The sequence below is a fragment of the Streptomyces showdoensis genome (assembly GCF_039535475.1).
Taxonomy (GTDB): Bacteria; Actinomycetota; Actinomycetes; order Streptomycetales; family Streptomycetaceae; genus Streptomyces; species Streptomyces showdoensis.
Genome location: NZ_BAAAXG010000026.1, coordinates 1,938,039 through 1,953,571 on the forward strand (window position 1 = coordinate 1,938,039; position 15,533 = coordinate 1,953,571).

General features: G+C 71.0%; 15 protein-coding genes and 1 pseudogene. 11 read left to right on the plus strand and 5 right to left on the minus strand.

All coding sequences use genetic code 11. The features are described 5' to 3' along the window. Positions 1-30: 30 nt before the first annotated feature. Positions 31-969 carry a metallophosphoesterase gene (locus ABD981_RS21860; RefSeq protein ID WP_046910205.1) on the minus strand — a complete coding sequence of 313 codons (939 nt, stop codon included), beginning with the start codon at positions 967-969 and terminating at the stop codon, positions 31-33. A gap of 74 nt (positions 970-1,043) precedes the next feature. Here ABD981_RS21860 and ABD981_RS21865 point away from each other — a divergent pair, with 74 nt between their 5' ends. After that, entirely contained in the window at positions 1,044-1,508 is a 465-nt protein-coding gene (locus ABD981_RS21865; RefSeq protein ID WP_046910204.1) for a GatB/YqeY domain-containing protein, read from the plus strand. Positions 1,509-1,637: 129 nt separating this feature from the next. Here the strand turns inward: ABD981_RS21865 and ABD981_RS21870 are convergent, their stop codons facing one another. Next, entirely contained in the window at positions 1,638-3,887 is a 2,250-nt protein-coding gene (locus ABD981_RS21870; protein ID WP_046910203.1) for a transglycosylase domain-containing protein, read from the minus strand. Positions 3,888-4,369: 482 nt separating this feature from the next. Here ABD981_RS21870 and ABD981_RS21875 point away from each other — a divergent pair. The 4 genes and pseudogenes from ABD981_RS21875 (at position 4,370) to ABD981_RS21890 (ending at position 7,096) form a co-directional block, all read left to right on the plus strand. Continuing rightward, positions 4,370-5,600: pseudogene (locus tag ABD981_RS21875) on the plus strand (IS110 family RNA-guided transposase). A 123-nt stretch (positions 5,601-5,723) separates the two neighbouring features. Next, positions 5,724-6,029, plus strand: coding sequence for a hypothetical protein (locus ABD981_RS21880; protein ID WP_131723914.1), 306 nt, complete (start codon positions 5,724-5,726; stop codon positions 6,027-6,029). Between the two features lie 40 nt (positions 6,030-6,069). Then, a complete protein-coding gene (locus ABD981_RS21885; protein WP_240495375.1) occupies positions 6,070-6,372 on the plus strand; it encodes a hypothetical protein in 303 nt (100 codons plus the stop codon). Positions 6,373-6,751: 379 nt separating this feature from the next. Further along, a complete protein-coding gene (locus ABD981_RS21890) occupies positions 6,752-7,096 on the plus strand; it encodes a WhiB family transcriptional regulator (RefSeq protein ID WP_046910200.1) in 345 nt (114 codons plus the stop codon). A 29-nt stretch (positions 7,097-7,125) separates the two neighbouring features. On the opposite strand, the gene bagB is transcribed toward ABD981_RS21890, so the two are convergent. Both bagB and bagA read right to left on the minus strand, forming a co-directional pair. Further along, on the minus strand, positions 7,126-8,487 hold the full coding sequence (gene bagB / locus ABD981_RS21895) for an ATPase BagB (RefSeq protein ID WP_046910199.1): 1,362 nt from the start codon (positions 8,485-8,487) through the stop codon (positions 7,126-7,128). Further along, entirely contained in the window at positions 8,484-9,446 is a 963-nt protein-coding gene (gene bagA, locus ABD981_RS21900; RefSeq protein WP_046910198.1) for an ATPase BagA, read from the minus strand. The genes bagB and bagA overlap by 4 nt, the downstream gene beginning before the upstream one ends. 177 nt (positions 9,447-9,623) lie before the next feature. Between bagA and sp36 the strand changes: the two genes are divergently transcribed. From sp36 to ABD981_RS21925, 5 genes are all read left to right on the plus strand, one after another. Then, entirely contained in the window at positions 9,624-9,782 is a 159-nt protein-coding gene (gene sp36, locus ABD981_RS21905; RefSeq protein WP_123954897.1) for a Sp36 family protein, read from the plus strand. Continuing rightward, a complete protein-coding gene (locus tag ABD981_RS21910; protein ID WP_046910197.1) occupies positions 9,779-10,249 on the plus strand; it encodes a RidA family protein in 471 nt (156 codons plus the stop codon). The genes sp36 and ABD981_RS21910 overlap by 4 nt, the downstream gene beginning before the upstream one ends. 149 nt (positions 10,250-10,398) lie before the next feature. Then, positions 10,399-11,277 (plus strand): NUDIX hydrolase, encoded by an 879-nt coding sequence (locus tag ABD981_RS21915; protein ID WP_046910196.1) that lies wholly within the window; start codon positions 10,399-10,401, stop codon positions 11,275-11,277. Beyond that, positions 11,274-12,104: an MBL fold metallo-hydrolase gene (locus tag ABD981_RS21920; RefSeq protein WP_046910195.1), complete on the plus strand. Its 831-nt coding sequence runs from the start codon at positions 11,274-11,276 to the stop codon at positions 12,102-12,104. The genes ABD981_RS21915 and ABD981_RS21920 overlap by 4 nt, the downstream gene beginning before the upstream one ends. Before the next feature lie 205 nt (positions 12,105-12,309). Beyond that, on the plus strand, positions 12,310-13,194 hold the full coding sequence (locus ABD981_RS21925) for a prohibitin family protein (protein ID WP_046910194.1): 885 nt from the start codon (positions 12,310-12,312) through the stop codon (positions 13,192-13,194). Between the two features lie 293 nt (positions 13,195-13,487). On the opposite strand, the gene ABD981_RS21930 is transcribed toward ABD981_RS21925, so the two are convergent. Continuing rightward, positions 13,488-14,162, minus strand: coding sequence for a Crp/Fnr family transcriptional regulator (locus ABD981_RS21930; RefSeq protein WP_046910193.1), 675 nt, complete (start codon positions 14,160-14,162; stop codon positions 13,488-13,490). 264 nt (positions 14,163-14,426) lie between these two features. Here ABD981_RS21930 and nth point away from each other — a divergent pair, with 264 nt between their 5' ends. Continuing rightward, positions 14,427-15,488 (plus strand): endonuclease III, encoded by a 1,062-nt coding sequence (nth, locus tag ABD981_RS21935; protein WP_338058648.1) that lies wholly within the window; start codon positions 14,427-14,429, stop codon positions 15,486-15,488. Positions 15,489-15,533: the final 45 nt, after the last annotated feature.

Here is a 15,533-nt window from a genome sequence, read left to right on the forward strand (position 1 = left end):
GACCGCGTCGGGCGTACGGGACCGGCCGGATCAGCCGCGGGCCGTCAGCGTCAGCAGGGTCGCCTCCGGCGGGCAGGCGAAGCGGACCGGGGTGAAGCGGTTGGTGCCGCAGCCGGCCGAGACGTGCAGGTACGAGGTGCGGCCGTCGACCGTGTGGGTGGAGAGGCCCTTCACCCGCTCGGTGTCCAGGTCGCAGTTGGTGACCAGGGCCCCGTAGAAGGGGATGCACAGCTGCCCGCCGTGGGTGTGGCCGGCGAGCAGCAGCTCGTAGCCGTCCGCGGTGAACGCGTCCAGCGACCGGAGGTACGGCGCGTGCACCACGCCCACCGTGAAGTCGGCGTCCCGGTCGGGCCCGCCCGCGACCCGCTCGTACCGGTCCCGCTTGATGTGCGGGTCGTCGACGCCGGTGAAGGCGAGGTCGACGCCGGGCAGCTTCAGCCGGCCGCGGGTGTTGGTCAGGTTCACCCAGCCCGCCGCGTCGAACGCGTCCCGCAGCCCCTCCCAGGGGTTGTGGACGGCGCCCACCACCGGCGGGTTGCCGTTGAGGCCGTGCCGGCCCTGGACCTTCTCCTTCAGGTAGAGCGCGGGGTTGCGCAGCCGCGGCCCGTAGTAGTCGTTGGAGCCGAAGACGTACACCCCCGGGAACTCCATCAGCGGGCCCAGCGCGTCGAGCACCTCGGGCACGGCGTTCGGGTCGGAGAGGTTGTCGCCGGTGTTCACGACGAAGTCCGGGCGCAGCCCGGCCAGCGACTGGAGCCAGGCGCGCTTCTTGTTCTGGCCGCTCACCATGTGGATGTCGGAGACCTGGAGGACCCGCAGGTCGCGCATGCCCCGGGGCAGCACCGGGACGGTCACCCGGCGGAGCCGGAACGAGCGGGCTTCGAAGCCCGCCGCGTAGACGATGCCGGCCGCTGCCGTCGCCGTGAGGCCTGCCGTGATCTTCAGGGGGATCCCGTACCGTGCGCGCATCCCCTTATCGTCGCAGACCCGATGGGCGGAAATGCGCGGGCGGTCGGGGTCCGGCACCTGACACACTTGGACCCATGACCACGCTGAAGGACAAGCTCAAGGACGACCTCAACGCCGCGATCAGGGAGCGCGACGAGCTGCGCTCCTCCACCCTGCGGCTGACCATCACCGCCATCACCAAGGAGGAGGTCGCGGGCAAGACCAAGCGCGAGCTCTCCGACGACGAGGTGCAGACGGTGATCGCCAAGGAGGCGAAGAAGCGCCGCGAGGCCGCGGAGGCCTTCGCCCAGGGCGACCGTCCCGAGCAGGCCGCCCGGGAGCGTCTGGAGGGCGAGATCCTCGACGCGTACCTGCCCAAGCAGCTCTCCGACGACGAGCTGGAGGCCGTCGTGGCCGCCGCCGTCGAGGAGGCGAAGGCCGCCGGTGCCGAGGGTCCGCGGGCCATGGGCGCCGTCATGAAGATCGTCAACCCCAAGGTCGCCGGCCAGGCGGAGGGCGGGCGGGTCGCCGCCACCGTGAAGCGGCTCCTCGCCGGCTGACCCGGCCTACGGGCGTACGCGCACAGAGAAGAGGGGCGGCCCTCCCGGAATCCGGGAGGGCCGCCCCTCTTCTCTGTCACGCGTCGGCGCCGGAGGTCCGGCGCCGGGCGTCGGTGCCGGACAGCGCCGCTATCCGTGCCCGCCGCCGCGTCCGCCCCCGCCGCCCCCGCGGCCGTTCGTGCCGCCGATCAGGTCCGGCGGGATGGTGATGCCGCCCGGCAGGGTGGTGCCGCCGGGGCGCTGGCCGCCCGGCTTGTTGTCGTCGCCGGGGCGCTTGTTCTTGTCCTTCTCCTTGTCCTCCGGCTGGGCGCCGCGAGGAACGGTGATCGGGACGAAGCCCGGCGTCTCAGAGGCGTCGAGCGCCCCCGTCATCGCGATCTTCCAGATCGGGCCCGGGAGGCAGCCGCCGCAGACCTTGTCGTAGTACTGGCCGCCGATGGTGATGTCGTACATCGAGGTCTTCTCGCCGACGTCGTCACCGACCCACACCGCGGTGGACAGGTTCGGCGTGTAGCCGACGAACCAGGCGTCCTTGCGGTCGTTGGTCGTACCCGTCTTGCCCGCGTTGTCGCGGTCGCTCAGACCGGCCCGGGTACCCGTGCCGTCCTCGACGACGCCCTTGAGCATCTGGTTGACGGTGTCCGCGGTCTTCTCGGTCATCGCCCGCGAGCACTCGGTCTGCGGGACCTTCAGCTTCTGGCCGTTGGCCGTGGTGATCGACTCGATGGCGACGGGCGTGCAGTAGGTGCCGCGGTTGGCGAAGGTCGCGTAGACCGCCGCCATGTCGAGCGGGGTGGACTCCTGGCCGCCGAGGGTGATGGAGGGGAGCTCCTTCAGCTTCTTGCCGAGCTCCTTCTCGTACCCCATCTTCTTCGCCATCTGGACCGTCTCGCAGAGCCCGGTCATCTGCTCGAGCTGCGCGAAGTAGGTGTTGATGGACTTGCCGAGCGCGCTGGTCATGTCCCAGCTGCCGGCCTCGGACTGCATCTCGTTCTGCAGGTCCCAGTTGCCGCCGCCCGACGGGCCGCCCGCGCAGGTGCTGTACGAGTTCATCGGCACCGAGATCTTCCACGGCGTCGAGAAGGACTGGGCCGGGCTCAGCCCCTTCTCCAGGGCCGCCGCGGCCGTGATCGGCTTGAAGGTCGAGCCGACCTGGAAGCCGTACGTCGTGCCGCCCATCTTCTTGCCGACGGCGAGGTTGAGCGTCGTCTGGTGCAGCTTCTGGTCGAGGCCGTACGGGCGGGACTGGCCCATCGACAGGATCTTGCCGCTGTTGGGCTGGACCTGGACCACCGAGGCGGCGACCTTGTCGTCCTTGTCGATCTTGGCGACGGCGGCCTCGTTGGCGGCGGCCTGGGCGCGCGGGTCGAGCGTGGTGCGGATGGTGAGACCACCCAGGTTCCACAGCTTCTGGCGCTCCTCGGAGGTCTTGCCGAAGACCGGGTCGTTGAGGATCGTCTTGCGGACGTAGTCGCAGAAGAAGCCGGCGCCGTCCACGGCGGTGATGCAGCCGTTCTTCGGCGTCTTCACCTTCAGCTTGATCGGGGTGGCCTTCGCCTGGTCGGCCTCCGCCTGGCTGATGTCCCGCACGTCGGCCATGCGCTGGAGGACGATGTTGCGCCGCTTGGTCGCCTCCTGGATGTCGTTGACCGGGTCGTAGCGGCTCGGCGACTGGACGAGGCCGGCCATCATGGCGGACTCGGCGAGCGTGAGGTCGGCGGCCGGCTTCGAGAAGTACCGCTGCGAGGCGGCCTCGATGCCGTAGGCCTGCTGCCCGAAGAACGTGATGTTGAGGTAGTTCTCCAGGATCTTCTTCTTGCCGAGCTCCTCCTCGACCTGGATCGCGAACTTCAGCTCGCGCACCTTGCGGCCCAGGGTCTGCTGGGTGGCCTGCGCGACCTTCTCGGGGTCGTCGCCCGCCTCCTCGACGAAGACGTTCTTCACGTACTGCTGCGTCAGCGTGGAGGCGCCCTGCGACACCCCGCCCGACTGCGCGTTGCGGTTGATGGCGCGCAGCACGCCCTTGAGGTCGATCGCGCCGTGCTCGTAGAAGCGAGAGTCCTCGATCGCGACGATCGCCTTCTGCATGTACGGCGAGATCTTCTCGATCGGCACGACCTTGCGGTCACGCGAGTACACGGTGGCGATGTGGCCGCCCTGCGAGTCGAGGATGTTGGTGCGCTGACTCAGCGGCGGCGTCTTCAGGTTGGACGGGATCTCGTCGAATCCCTCGACCGTGCCCTTCGCCGCCAGCCCGAGCGCTCCGGCCGCGGGCAGGGCGATGCCTGCCAGCACGGCTCCGGAGAGCACACTGACACCGAGGAACTTGGCGGCCTGCTGGGTCCCGGTCAGACCTCCGCCCGAGCGCTTCTTTGCCATGGGGGCAGCCTAATCCGTAGTGATGAGCGAACCGTAGGAGCAGGGGCTTCTCGGAGCGTTCGAGTACCAGACCGTGACATCCAGGTGCAGCCGGGCCTGTGGAGGCCTCAACGTAGATCGGTGCGCGGTCGTGGTGCTCAGGGTGGTGGCGGTCACGTGGGCGCCGGGCGGATGCCTGAGTGTGCCCAGGCTTCGAAGCCTAAGAACAGAGCGGCGGCGGCCGGCGCCTTCGTGGCCGCCACCACCTGCTGTTGTTTTCGTTCGTTGATTTCGTGGTGCGAGTCCGCCGCACGGTGACCTCTTAATACGCCCGAGCCGCCCGAGCTCCCGCATAGACCGAGGCCCGTGGGGTGCGCTGGTGCCACGAACGGCTAGTGAGGTGGCGGCCCGACCGTGGTGCGGTCGAGGCCTGGGATTAGGTCGCTGCGTGGCCCGCATGCGCTCGTGACCAGCGCAAACGTCGAACTCTGGGGAGGGGAACCTTGATCTACTGCGGAATCGACTGGGCGGAACGAACCCACGACGTCGCCCTGGTCGACGACACCGGCCAGCTGCTCGCCAAGCGGCACATCACCGACGACGCGGCCGGCTACAAGATCCTGCTGGAACTGCTCGCCGAGTACGGCGACACCGCCGAGAATCCGATCCTGGCGGGGATCGAGACCTCCCGCGGCCTGCTCGTCGCGGTGCTGCGGACCGGCACGCGCAAGGTGTTCGCGATCAACCCGATGGCCGCCGCCCGCTACCGCGACCGGCACAGCGTCTCGCGCAAGAAGTCCGACCCCGGCGACGCCCTCGTCCTCGCCAACATCCTCCGCACCGACATGCACGCCCACCGGGCCCTGCCCGACGACAGCGACCTCGGCCGCGCGATCGCAGTCCTCGCCCGCGCTCAGCAGGATTCCCTCTGGAACCGGCAGCAGCTCGCCAACCAGCTCCGGTCCCTGCTGCGCGAGTACTACCCCGCCGCCCTGGCCGCCTTCGCCGCCTGGACCAACGGGCTGTGCCGTCCCGAGGCCCGCGAGCTCCTCAAGACGGCCCGACCCCGTCCCGGGCCGCGCGCCTGACCCGCACCCAGATCCAGGCCGCGCTCAAGCGCGCCGGCCGCCAGCGTGGCATCGAAGCCGAGGCCGAACGCCTTCGCGAGGCCTTCCGCGCGGAGTGGGCCCACCAGCCGCCGCTGGTCGAGGACGCGCTCGGCAAGCAGATGCTCGCGCTCCTCATCCAGCTGGGCGCCGCCTGCACCGCAGCCGACCAGCTCGCCGAAGCAGTCGAAGAGGCATTCCCTCAGCACCCGGACGCCGAGATCCTGCTGAGCTTCCCCGGGCTCGGCATCCAGCTCGCCGCCCGCGTCCTGGCCGAGATCGGCGACGACCGCACCCGCTTCGCCGACGCCCGCGGCCTGAAGGTCTACGCCGGCTCCTCACCCATCACCCGTGCCTCCGGCAAGAAGTCCGCCATCACCAGACGCTGGGTGAAGAACGACCGGCTCAACCACGCCGGCTACCTCTGGGCCTTCGCCTCACGTCCACCGGGGCCAACGCCCACTACCGGCGCCGACGCGAACAAGGCGACTGGCACGCGGCCGCGCAGCGCAACCTCTTCAACCGCATGATCGGCCAGCTCTACCACTGCCTCCAGAAACGCGAGCTCTTCGAGGAGCAGTCCGCGTTCCGCTCATCGCCCTCGGCGGCAGAAGCAGTAGCGGCGTGACCGTCGAAGGCTGCGTTCCAGCGCCTGGAGGAGGACGCGACCACATGTGGTGGATGCGACGATCCCGATGTGAACGCACCTGACGAGCTGCCCTCGGTTGAGAGGGCATTCATGCTCAACGCCATGGAGATCGACATCCTGCCCGGCGTCCGTGGCGACCTGGAGGAACCGTTGTCATCCGGACCCTCCGCGGAGCTGACCCCCGTCGTTCTGTCTCTCGTCGACAGGGGCTGGGTCGAGGTCTGCCGTGTCATTCCCTGGACTGCTCCCGACGGAAGCACTGGCTTTCAGCCCGGCGCGCCTATCGCGCGGGGCGACCTGCCAGTGCTTCTGGCCGATGACGACAACTGGGAGTACCCCGACAGCGGCGAGTGGATCGGCTGTCTGACCCTGACACTGACCGAGGAGGGGCGGCAGATTCCCTGGTGAGGCAGTGGCCAGGAAGCTGGCGGCAGCCGATCATTCGCGCATGAGACCCGAAGTGCAGGCGTTCGTCGCCGACGGCCCGCTTCCTGACTGGGACGCGAGCGAAGAAGAGATCGCCCGGCGCGACCAGCAGCTCCGCGCGATTCACGGGCCGGTCACCGGAGAAGAAGCCCGAGCGCTCGTCTCCTGCTTCGGCCCCGACGACTGCTACGGCGTCGCCTGGACGCTCCTCCACCTCATCGAGACGGGCCCGAACCCCGTCCTGACCACCGACCCCGGACCGGACGCCAACGAGTGGCACCAGCGCCTCTACGGCCGCGCCGTGAACGGAGGACTCATCCCCTGAGCTTGACGGCATAGCAACGTGAGGTGTCTACGTTCTCATTCGCCGGACACACGTATATGCCTTGGCCTAAGCTGCTCTCAACTGTCACAGCAGTGTGGTCTCGCATCAAGACCCGTGCGTGACGTCGGTGTGAAATCCCGTGTACCCGAAGCGCGGGAACTTCATGCCCGAATTCGGCCCATGTCCGATAGGGGCGTTATGTCCTCGGGTCACTCCCCTGGGTGATCTGACGCGTACGCATAGTCCGTTCGGACCATTCAAGATTGGGCCCGAAGGGGGTGTTGCGCTGTGCCCACCTTCCGTAACGTCCCAACTGGCAGCGGTGAATATGCCGCTACCGCCGTGGGGGAGCCTCGATTCGGGAGAGGACGGCGCCGGTATGGGCTGGGTAGCTGACTGGAGTGCGCAGGCGGCCTGCCGCACTACCGATCCGGATGAACTTTTCGTGCAGGGAGCGGCGCAGAACAGGGCGAAGGCGGTGTGCACCGGATGCCCGGTGCGGACCGAGTGCCTCGCCGACGCCCTCGACAACCGTGTGGAATTCGGCGTGTGGGGCGGCATGACGGAGCGCGAGCGCCGCGCCCTGCTGCGCCGCCGGCCGACCGTCACCTCGTGGCGCCGGCTCCTGGAGACCGCGCGTACCGAGTACGAGCGGGGCGCGGGCCTGCTGCCCGTGGCGATGGACGACGACGCGACGTACGAGACGTACGCGGCGGTGGGCTAGGACCGGTCAGGTCCGCGGCCCGGGTCAGGCTACGAGGGCATCCGACCCGTCGTCAGACGGTCACCGATGGCCCGCAGACCGGCGAGGTCGTGCACATCGCCGGGCAGAGCGGCCACTTCGGCGACCGCCACCTCGGGATGGAGCGCGGTGAAGCGATCGCGCGTGCGCTGTTCGCGTGCGAGCACCTGCATCCGCTCGGCATGGAGACGGAGCAGTCCTGCGGTGAGCTGCTGGACATCCGCGTCCGCCTCGGCTGTGGGGGCAGCCTCGGACGCGGGCGGTACGGCGGCGGTGGCGAGGTCTGCGGCGGGATCCGCAGGCGGGTCGGGCAGAGGGTCCGGCTCGGGGGCTGACATCTCGGGGGCGGTGGCCCGGGGGCCACGCCCAGCAGTCTTCCCGCCCCCCTGATCCACAATGCGCCCCTCGTCAAGATTTTCCGCGGCGGCCCGCGCCCGCTCGGCCGACAGCCGGGCGGCGCCGCTGGCGTGGACGCGGTTGATGACGAGACCGGCCAGCGGCATCTCCTCCGCGGCCAGCCGCTCCACGAAGTACGCCGCCTCGCGCAGCGCGTCCCGCTCCGGCGTCGCCACCACGAGGAAGGCCGTGCCCGGCGCCTGGAGGAGCCGGTACGTGGCGTCCGCGCGGGTGCGGAAGCCGCCGAACATCGTGTCCATCGCGGCCACGAAGGTCTGCACGTCCTTCAGGAACTGGCCGCCGAGCAGCTTCCCCAGCGTCCCCGTCATCATCGACATGCCGACGTTGAGGAACTTCATCCCGGCCCGGCCGCCCACCTTCGCGGGAGCCATCAACAGCTTGATGAACTTCCCGTCCAGGAAGGAGCCGAGCCGCTTCGGCGCGTCCAGGAAGTCCAGCGCCGACCGGGACGGCGGGGTGTCGACCACGATCAGGTCCCACTCGTCCCGGGCCCGCAGCTGGCCCAGCTTCTCCATCGCCATGTACTCCTGCGTACCGGCGAACCCGGCCGACAGGGACTGGTAGAAGGGGTTCTCCAGGATCGCCCGGGCCCGGTCGGCGTCCGCGTGCGCCTCGACGATCTCGTCGAAGGTCCGCTTCATGTCGAGCATCATCGCGTGCAGCTCGCCCCCGTCGGAGCCCTTGATGCCCTCGACCTTGCGCGGCACGTTGTCCAGCGAGTCGATCCCCATCGACTGGGCGAGCCGCCGCGCCGGGTCGATCGTGAGCACCACGACCCGCCGGCCGCGCTCCGCCGCCCGCACGCCGAGCGCCGCCGCGGTCGTCGTCTTGCCGACGCCGCCCGCGCCGCAGCACACGATGATGCGGGTGGCCGGGTCGTCGATCAGCGGGTCGAGCTCCAGGACGGGGACCGCGTCGAGACCGTTCGCCGCCGCGGCCTTCTGCGCCTCCGTCACGCGCCCACCCCTTGCCTCCGCAGTTCCTTCGCCAGCCGGTAGAGACCGGCGATGTCCGCCCCGTCCCCCAGGAAGGGGAGTTCGTACGCCGGCACCCCGATGCCGTCCAGCACCTCGCGCTGGGCCCGCTCCAGCTCCACCCGCTGGGCGTGCTCCGCCGCCTGCTCCAGGAGCGGCTCGACCAGCTTCGTGCCGCCCGTCACACCTGCCGCCGCCAGGGTGGCGGCGATGGCGGCGCGGTGGTCGCCGGAGGCGGCCCGTACCGCCGCCTCGTCCAGGACGTGCGGGCGGACCATGTTCACGATGGCGCGGCCGACTGGCAGTTCGGCGGCGCGCAGCTCCGCGATGCCGTCCGCGGTCTCCTGGACGGGCATCTCCTCCAGGAGGGTCACCAGGTGCACCGCCGTGTCCGGGGACTTCAGGAAGCGCATGATCGCCTGGGCCTGGTTGTGTATCGGGCCGATCCGGGCCAGCCCCGCCACCTCGTCGTTCACGTTGAGGAAGCGGGTGATGCGGCCGGTCGGCGGGGCGTCCATCACCACGTAGTCGTAGGTGAAGCCGCCCTGCTTCTCGCGCCGGCGCACCGCCTCGCAGGCCTTGCCGGTCAGCAGCACGTCCCGGACGCCCGGGGCTATCGTCGTCGCGAAGTCGATCGCGCCGAGCTTCTTCAGGGCCCGCCCCGCGCTGCCCAGCTTGTAGAACATCTGCAGGTAGTCGAGGAGGGCGCGCTCGGCGTCGATGGCCAGGGCGAACACCTCGCCGCCACCGGGCGCGACGGCGATCTTGCGCTCCTCGTACGGCAGCGGCTCCGTCTCGAAGATCTGCGCGATGCCCTGTCTGCCCTCGACCTCCACGAGAAGGGTGCGCTTGCCCTCGGTCGCGAGGGCGAGCGCGAGTGCGGCGGCGACCGTGGTCTTACCGGTACCGCCCTTGCCGCTGACGACCTGGAGCCTGCTCACGCCTTCGAGCCTAACCACTGCCGGCCCGGCCCAATCAGAGGGCCGCCCCGGAGAAGACCCCGACCCGACCCCGACCCGACCCCCACCCGACCCCCACCCGACCCCGAGACGGCCGCCGGGGTCCCGGCGGGGGCCGCCCCGGCGGGTCCGCGCTCCGGCAGCGGCTACAGTCGGCTCATGACCAAGTGGGAGTACGCGACTGTGCCGCTGCTGGTGCACGCGACGAAGCAGATTCTGGACACCTGGGGCGAGGACGGCTGGGAGCTCGTCCAGGTCGTGCCCGGGCCGAACAACCCCGAGCAGCTCGTGGCCTACCTGAAGCGGGCCAAGTCGTGAGCGGGGCCGTCGAGGCGAAGCTCGCCGAGCTGGGCCTGACCCTGCCGGAGGTCGTGCCGCCGCTGGCCGCCTACCAGCCGGCCGTGCAGTCGGGCGTGTACGTCTACACCTCGGGCCAGCTCCCGATGGTGGCGGGCAAGCTGCCCGTCACCGGCAAGGTCGGCGCCGAGGTCACGGCCGAGGAGGCCAAGGAGCTCGCGGCCACCTGCGCGCTGAACGCGCTCGCGGCCGTGAAGTCGGTCGCCGGTGACCTCGACCGCATCAAGCGGGTCGTGAAGGTCGTCGGCTTCGTCGCCTCCGCCAGCGACTTCACCGGGCAGCCGGGCGTCATCAACGGCGCCAGCGAGCTCCTCGGCGCCGTCCTCGGCGACAAGGGCGTGCACGCGCGCAGCGCCGTCGGCGTCGCCGTGCTCCCGCTCGACGCGCCCGTCGAGGTCGAGGTCCAGGTCGAGCTCGTCGAGGCCTGACGCCCCTCCCCGGGGCATCCCACCCCGCATCCCCGTGTCCCCGCGTCCCCGCGACGCGGGCGATCGCAGAGCCGGTTCTCCACAGGTGGTTCTCCACAGGTGGAGGATCGGCTCTCGTGCATTCCGATGCTTGCGCATAGCATCCGGCCATGTCGAATGGTCAGTCGAATGGTCAGTGGTACCCACCGGAATGGCCCGACCGCATCCGCGCCCTCGCCGCCGGTGAGCTGGTCCCCGCCACACCCAGGCGGGCCGCCACCGTGCTCCTCCTGAAGGACGGTGCCGAGGGCCCCGCCGTGCACATGCTGCGACGGCGCGCCTCCATGGCCTTCGCGGGCGGGGCGTACGCGTATCCCGGCGGCGGCGTCGACCCCCGGGACGAGCACCCGGTGCGCTGGGCCGGGCCCTCCCGCGAGGAGTGGGCGGCCCGCCTCGGCCTCGCCGACCCCGCGCAGGCCCAGGCCGTCGTCTGCGCCGCCGTGCGCGAGACGTACGAGGAGGCGGGCGTGCTGCTCGCCGGGGAGACGCCCGACAGCGTGGTCGGCGACACCACCGGGGACGAGTGGGAGAAGGACCGGGCGGCGCTGGTCGCCCGCGAGCTCTCCTTCGCCGACTTCCTCGACCGGCGCGGGCTCGTGCTGCGCTCCGACCTGCTCGGCGCGTGGGCCCGCTGGATCACGCCCGAGTTCGAGCCCCGGCGCTACGACACCTGGTTCTTCGTGGCGGCCCTCCCGGCCGGCCAGCGCACCCGCAACGCTTCGACCGAGGCGGACCGCACCGTCTGGATCCGCCCGGCGGACGCGGCGGCCGGCTACGACCGGGGCGAGCTGACGATGATGCCGCCGACCATCTCGACCCTGCGCGGTCTCGAGCGGTTCGGCACGGCGGGCGAGGCCCTCGCGGCGGCCGGGGGACAGGACCTGACGCCGGTCCTGGCGCAGGCCCGCCTCGACGGCGACGAGCTGGTCCTGAGCTGGCCTGGGCACGACGAGTTCACCAAGCACATCCCGGCGGGGGGCGCCTCGTGAGCTCCGCCGCCGACCTGCCCGGGCAGCCGCGAGGCGCCGTCGTCTCTGGGCCGGCGACGGCCCGCGCGGTGAACGTCCTGGCGCCGAACCCCTCGGCGATGACCCTGGACGGCACCAACACCTGGATCGTCGCGGAACCCGACTCCGACCTCGCGGTCGTCATCGACCCGGGCCCGCTCGACGAGGGCCACCTGCGGCGGGTCGTGGAGACCGCCGAGAAGCTGGGCAAGCGCATCGGGCTCACGCTGCTCACCCACGGGCACCCGGACCACGCCGAGGGCGCCGTGCGCTTCGCCGAGCTGACCCGGAGCGCGGTGCGGGCCCTCGACCCCGCGCTGCGGCTCGGCGACGAGGGCCTCGCCGCGGGCGACGTGATCACGACCGGAGGGCTCGAACTGCGGGTCGTCGCGACACCCGGGCACACCTCCGACTCGCTCTCCTTCCACCTCCCGGCCGACCGGGCGGTGCTGACGGGCGACACCGTCCTGGGGCGCGGCACGACGATGGTGGCCCACCCCGACGGGCGGCTCGGGGAGTACCTGGACTCGCTGCGGCGGCTCCGCTCGCTCACCGTCGACGACGGGGTGCACACGGTCCTGCCGGGGCACGGCCCGGTCCTGGAGGACGCCCAGGGTGCCGTGGAGTTCTACCTGGCGCACCGCGCGAGCCGCCTCGCGCAGGTGGAGACGGCCGTCGAGGGCGGTGCCCGGACGGCCCCGGAGATCGTCGCCCAGGTGTACGCGGCGGTGGACCGCTCCCTCTGGCCGGCCGCCGAGCTCTCCGTACGGGCGCAGCTGGACTATCTGAAGGAGCGCGGTCTGATCTGATCCGGGGGCCGGAGGCCGGGGGACGGGAGACGGGAGACGGGGCCGGTCCGGAGTCGCGGGCCACCGTGCTCCCCGGGCCCCGGGCCCCGGGCCCCGGGCCCCGGGGCGCACGGTCCGGTCCGTCAGGGACGCCCCGCAACCGGGCGGCTTCGGCGGATGTCTTACGCTCCGCGTACATCCGGCCATAGCTCCTGGGGGGAAGCCCGTGTTCGTCCTTGCCATCCTGTTGGTCATAGCCGCAGTGGTGCTCTACATCGTCGGTCGCGTCAACGACTCCGGAGGCCTCAAGTTCGGAGGCCTCGGCGCCCTGATCGCCGGCCTCTTCTCGCTGATCGTGAGCATGACGTACGTGATCAGCGCGTACGAGGTCGGCGTCCCGGTCGCCTTCGGCAAGGTCGGCTCGCCGATGTCCTCCGGGATGCACATGAAGTCGCCGTTCACCGACGTCACGACCTTCTCGACGCGCCCCGTGGACCTCAACCTCTCCGACAAGGACGTGGTCGAGGTCCGCTCCTCGCAGGGCGGCGTGATGTACGCCGAGGTCACCGTGAAGTGGGCGGTGCACCCCTCCAAGGCCGTCGAGCTCTACAAGCTGGCCGGCAGCGAGGACGCCATCCAGCAGCGCCTCGTCTACCCGGACAGCCGTGAGATCGTCCGCAACGTCTTCGCCCGCTACAGCAGCGAGCAGGGGTACGCCTCCGACCGCGAGAAGATCAACGCGGAGATCGCCCGCCTGATCAAGGAGCGCCTGGCCCCGCGCGGCATCGACGTCACCACGGTCAACCTGCGCAACGTGAAGCCCTCGGACGCGCTCCAGGGCCAGATCGACCGCAAGATCCAGCAGCAGCAGGCCACCGAGCGGGCCCTGGAGGCCGCCCGTACGGCGAAGGCGGAGTCCGACCGGCGCCGCATCGAGGCCGAGGGCATCGCGCGCGCCAACAAGATCCTCAACGACTCGCTGACCGACAAGGTCCTCATGAACCAGTGCATCGACGCGTACAAGGAGGCCGCCGCCAAGAACCCGGTCTACGCGGTGCCCTGCGGCGGGGGCGGCTCGAACCCGCTGATCGTGGACGGCACGAAGCGCTAGGACCCGTCCGGCGTACGAAGCGCAGGACCAGTCCGGCGTACGAAGCGCCAGGACCCTTCCGCGCACGAGGCGCCAGGACCCTTCCGCGCACGAGGCGCCAGGACCCGTCCGCGCACGAGGCGCCAGGACCGTCCGCGCACGAAGCGCCAGGACCGTCCGCGCACGAAGCGCCAGGACCGTCCGCGCACGAAGCGCCAGGACCGTCCGCGCACGAAGCGCCAGGACCGTCCGCGTACGAAAGAGGGGGCCGCCCGGTCGAACCGGGCGGCCCCCTCCGTGTCGGTGTGCCGCGACTAGCGCGAGCGCTTCGCGAGGCGCTCGACGTCCAGCAGGATCACGGCGCGGGCCTCCAGGCGCAGCCAGCCGCGCTGGGCGAAGTCGGCGAGCGCCTTGTTGACCGTCTCGCGGGAGGCGCCGACCAGCTGGGCCAGCTCTTCCTGGGTGAGGTCGTGGACGACGTGGATGCCCTCCTCGGACTGCACGCCGAAGCGGCGCGACAGGTCGAGGAGCGCGCGGGCGACACGGCCCGGGACGTCGGAGAAGACCAGGTCGGACATCTGGTCGTTGGTCTTGCGGAGCCGGCGGGCGACGGCGCGCAGCAGGGCGCTGGCCACCTCGGGGCGGGCGTTCAGCCAGGGCTGGAGGTCGCCGTGGCCGAGGCCGAGCAGCTTGACCTCGGTCAGCGCGGTCGCGGTGGCGGTGCGCGGGCCCGGGTCGAAGAGGGACAGCTCGCCGATCAGCTCGCCGGGGCCGAGGACCGCCAGCATGTTCTCGCGCCCGTCCGGCGAGGTGCGGTGCAGCTTCACCTTGCCCTCGGTGACCACGTAGAGGCGGTCGCCCGGGTCGCCCTCGTGGAACAGCGCATCGCCACGGGCGAGCGTCGCCTCACTCATCGAGGCGCGCAGCTCGGCGGCCTGCTCGTCGTCGAGCGCCGCGAACAGCGGGGCACGTCGCAGAACGTCGTCCACGTGTTCTCTCCTATGTCGACCTCAGTGCGATCAATCACAACAAGTTTGACTCACCGGACGGCCTTTCCGTACGTCAGGGGCCCGATTGGGTCGTGATCGGTACCGCACGGGGCGGATGTCGGTGGCGGCGCCTAGGCTGGCCGGGTGTCCAACTCGCCGGTGAGAGCACAGGCCAAGGGGGCTGGAAGAGTGCCGGACGAAGGTAATTCCGCCGTGGGCGAACACGGCGTGTCGAAACAGACGAAAGCGACGAAACGCGCAGCGGTGAAGCGGTCCGGGGCGAAGGCGAAGGCGACGGCGGCGGAGTCCGCGGGTCCGGAGGCCGCGGCCAAGCCCGCCAAGGCCGCGGCGAAGGCAGTGAAGGCCGTGACGAACCCCGCCAAGGCCGCGGCGAAGCCCGTGAAGGCCGCGCCCGAGCCCGCCAAGGCCACGACGAAGCCGGCAAAGGCCGCGGCGAAGCCCGCGAAGGCCGCGAAAGCCGTCACGAAGGCCGCGGAGCCGGTCGACGGCGCCGCGAAGCCGGTGAAGGCCGTCGTGAAGCCCGCCAAGGCGACCAGGCCCGAGTCGCACCTCGCCATGGTGCGGAGGGCCAGGAAGATCAACCGGGAGCTCGCCGAGGTCTACCCGTACGCCCATCCCGAGCTCGACTTCCGCAATCCCTTCGAGCTCCTGGTCGCCACGGTCATGTCGGCGCAGACCACCGACCTGCGGGTCAACCAGACCACCCCGGCGCTCTTCGCGAAGTACCCGACCCCCGAGGACCTGGCCGCCGCCGTCCCCGAGGAGGTCGAGGAGCTGATCCGTCCGACCGGGTTCTTCCGCGCCAAGACCAAGTCGATCATGGGCCTGGCCGCCGCCCTCCGGGACGACTTCGGGGGCGAGGTCCCCGGCCGCCTGGAGGACCTGGTCACCCTGCCCGGCGTCGGCCGCAAGACCGCCTTCGTCGTCCTCGGCAACGCCTATGGAGTGCCCGGCATCACCGTGGACACCCACTTCATGCGGCTCGCCCGCCGCTGGAAGTGGACCGAGCAGGAGGACCCGGTGAAGATCGAGGCGGAAGTCGCCGGGATCTTCCCGAAGAGCGAGTGGACGATGCTCTCGCACCGGGTGATCTTCCACGGCCGCCGCATCTGCCACGCCCGCAAGCCCGCCTGCGGCGCCTGCCCGATCACCCACCTCTGCCCCGCGTACGGGGAGGGCGAGACGGACCCGGAGAAGGCGAAGAAGCTCCTGAAGTACGAGAAGGGCGGCTTCCCGGGCCAGCGGCTCAACCCGCCCCCGGACTATCCCGGCCGCCCTGCTCCGCCGCTGGGCGCGAGCTCGTGAGGGAACGAACCCACACTCCGATCGCGTTGTGAACCACGGGGGTGC

What these genes read in the sequence shown, in the direction of transcription:
- ABD981_RS21915 (WP_046910196.1), top strand. Translation starts at nt 10,399, where the DNA reads ATGTCGAATGGTCAGTCGAATGGTCAGTGGTACCCACCGGAATGGCCC.
- ABD981_RS21890 (WP_046910200.1), top strand. Translation starts at nt 6,752, where the DNA reads ATGGGCTGGGTAGCTGACTGGAGTGCGCAGGCGGCCTGCCGCACTACC.
- ABD981_RS21880 (WP_131723914.1), top strand. Translation starts at nt 5,724, where the DNA reads ATGGAGATCGACATCCTGCCCGGCGTCCGTGGCGACCTGGAGGAACCG.
- sp36 (WP_123954897.1), top strand. Translation starts at nt 9,624, where the DNA reads ATGACCAAGTGGGAGTACGCGACTGTGCCGCTGCTGGTGCACGCGACG.
- ABD981_RS21865 (WP_046910204.1), top strand. Translation starts at nt 1,044, where the DNA reads ATGACCACGCTGAAGGACAAGCTCAAGGACGACCTCAACGCCGCGATC.
- ABD981_RS21860 (WP_046910205.1), bottom strand. Translation starts at nt 969, where the DNA reads ATGCGCGCACGGTACGGGATCCCCCTGAAGATCACGGCAGGCCTCACG.
- ABD981_RS21885 (WP_240495375.1), top strand. Translation starts at nt 6,070, where the DNA reads ATGAGACCCGAAGTGCAGGCGTTCGTCGCCGACGGCCCGCTTCCTGAC.
- ABD981_RS21870 (WP_046910203.1), bottom strand. Translation starts at nt 3,887, where the DNA reads ATGGCAAAGAAGCGCTCGGGCGGAGGTCTGACCGGGACCCAGCAGGCC.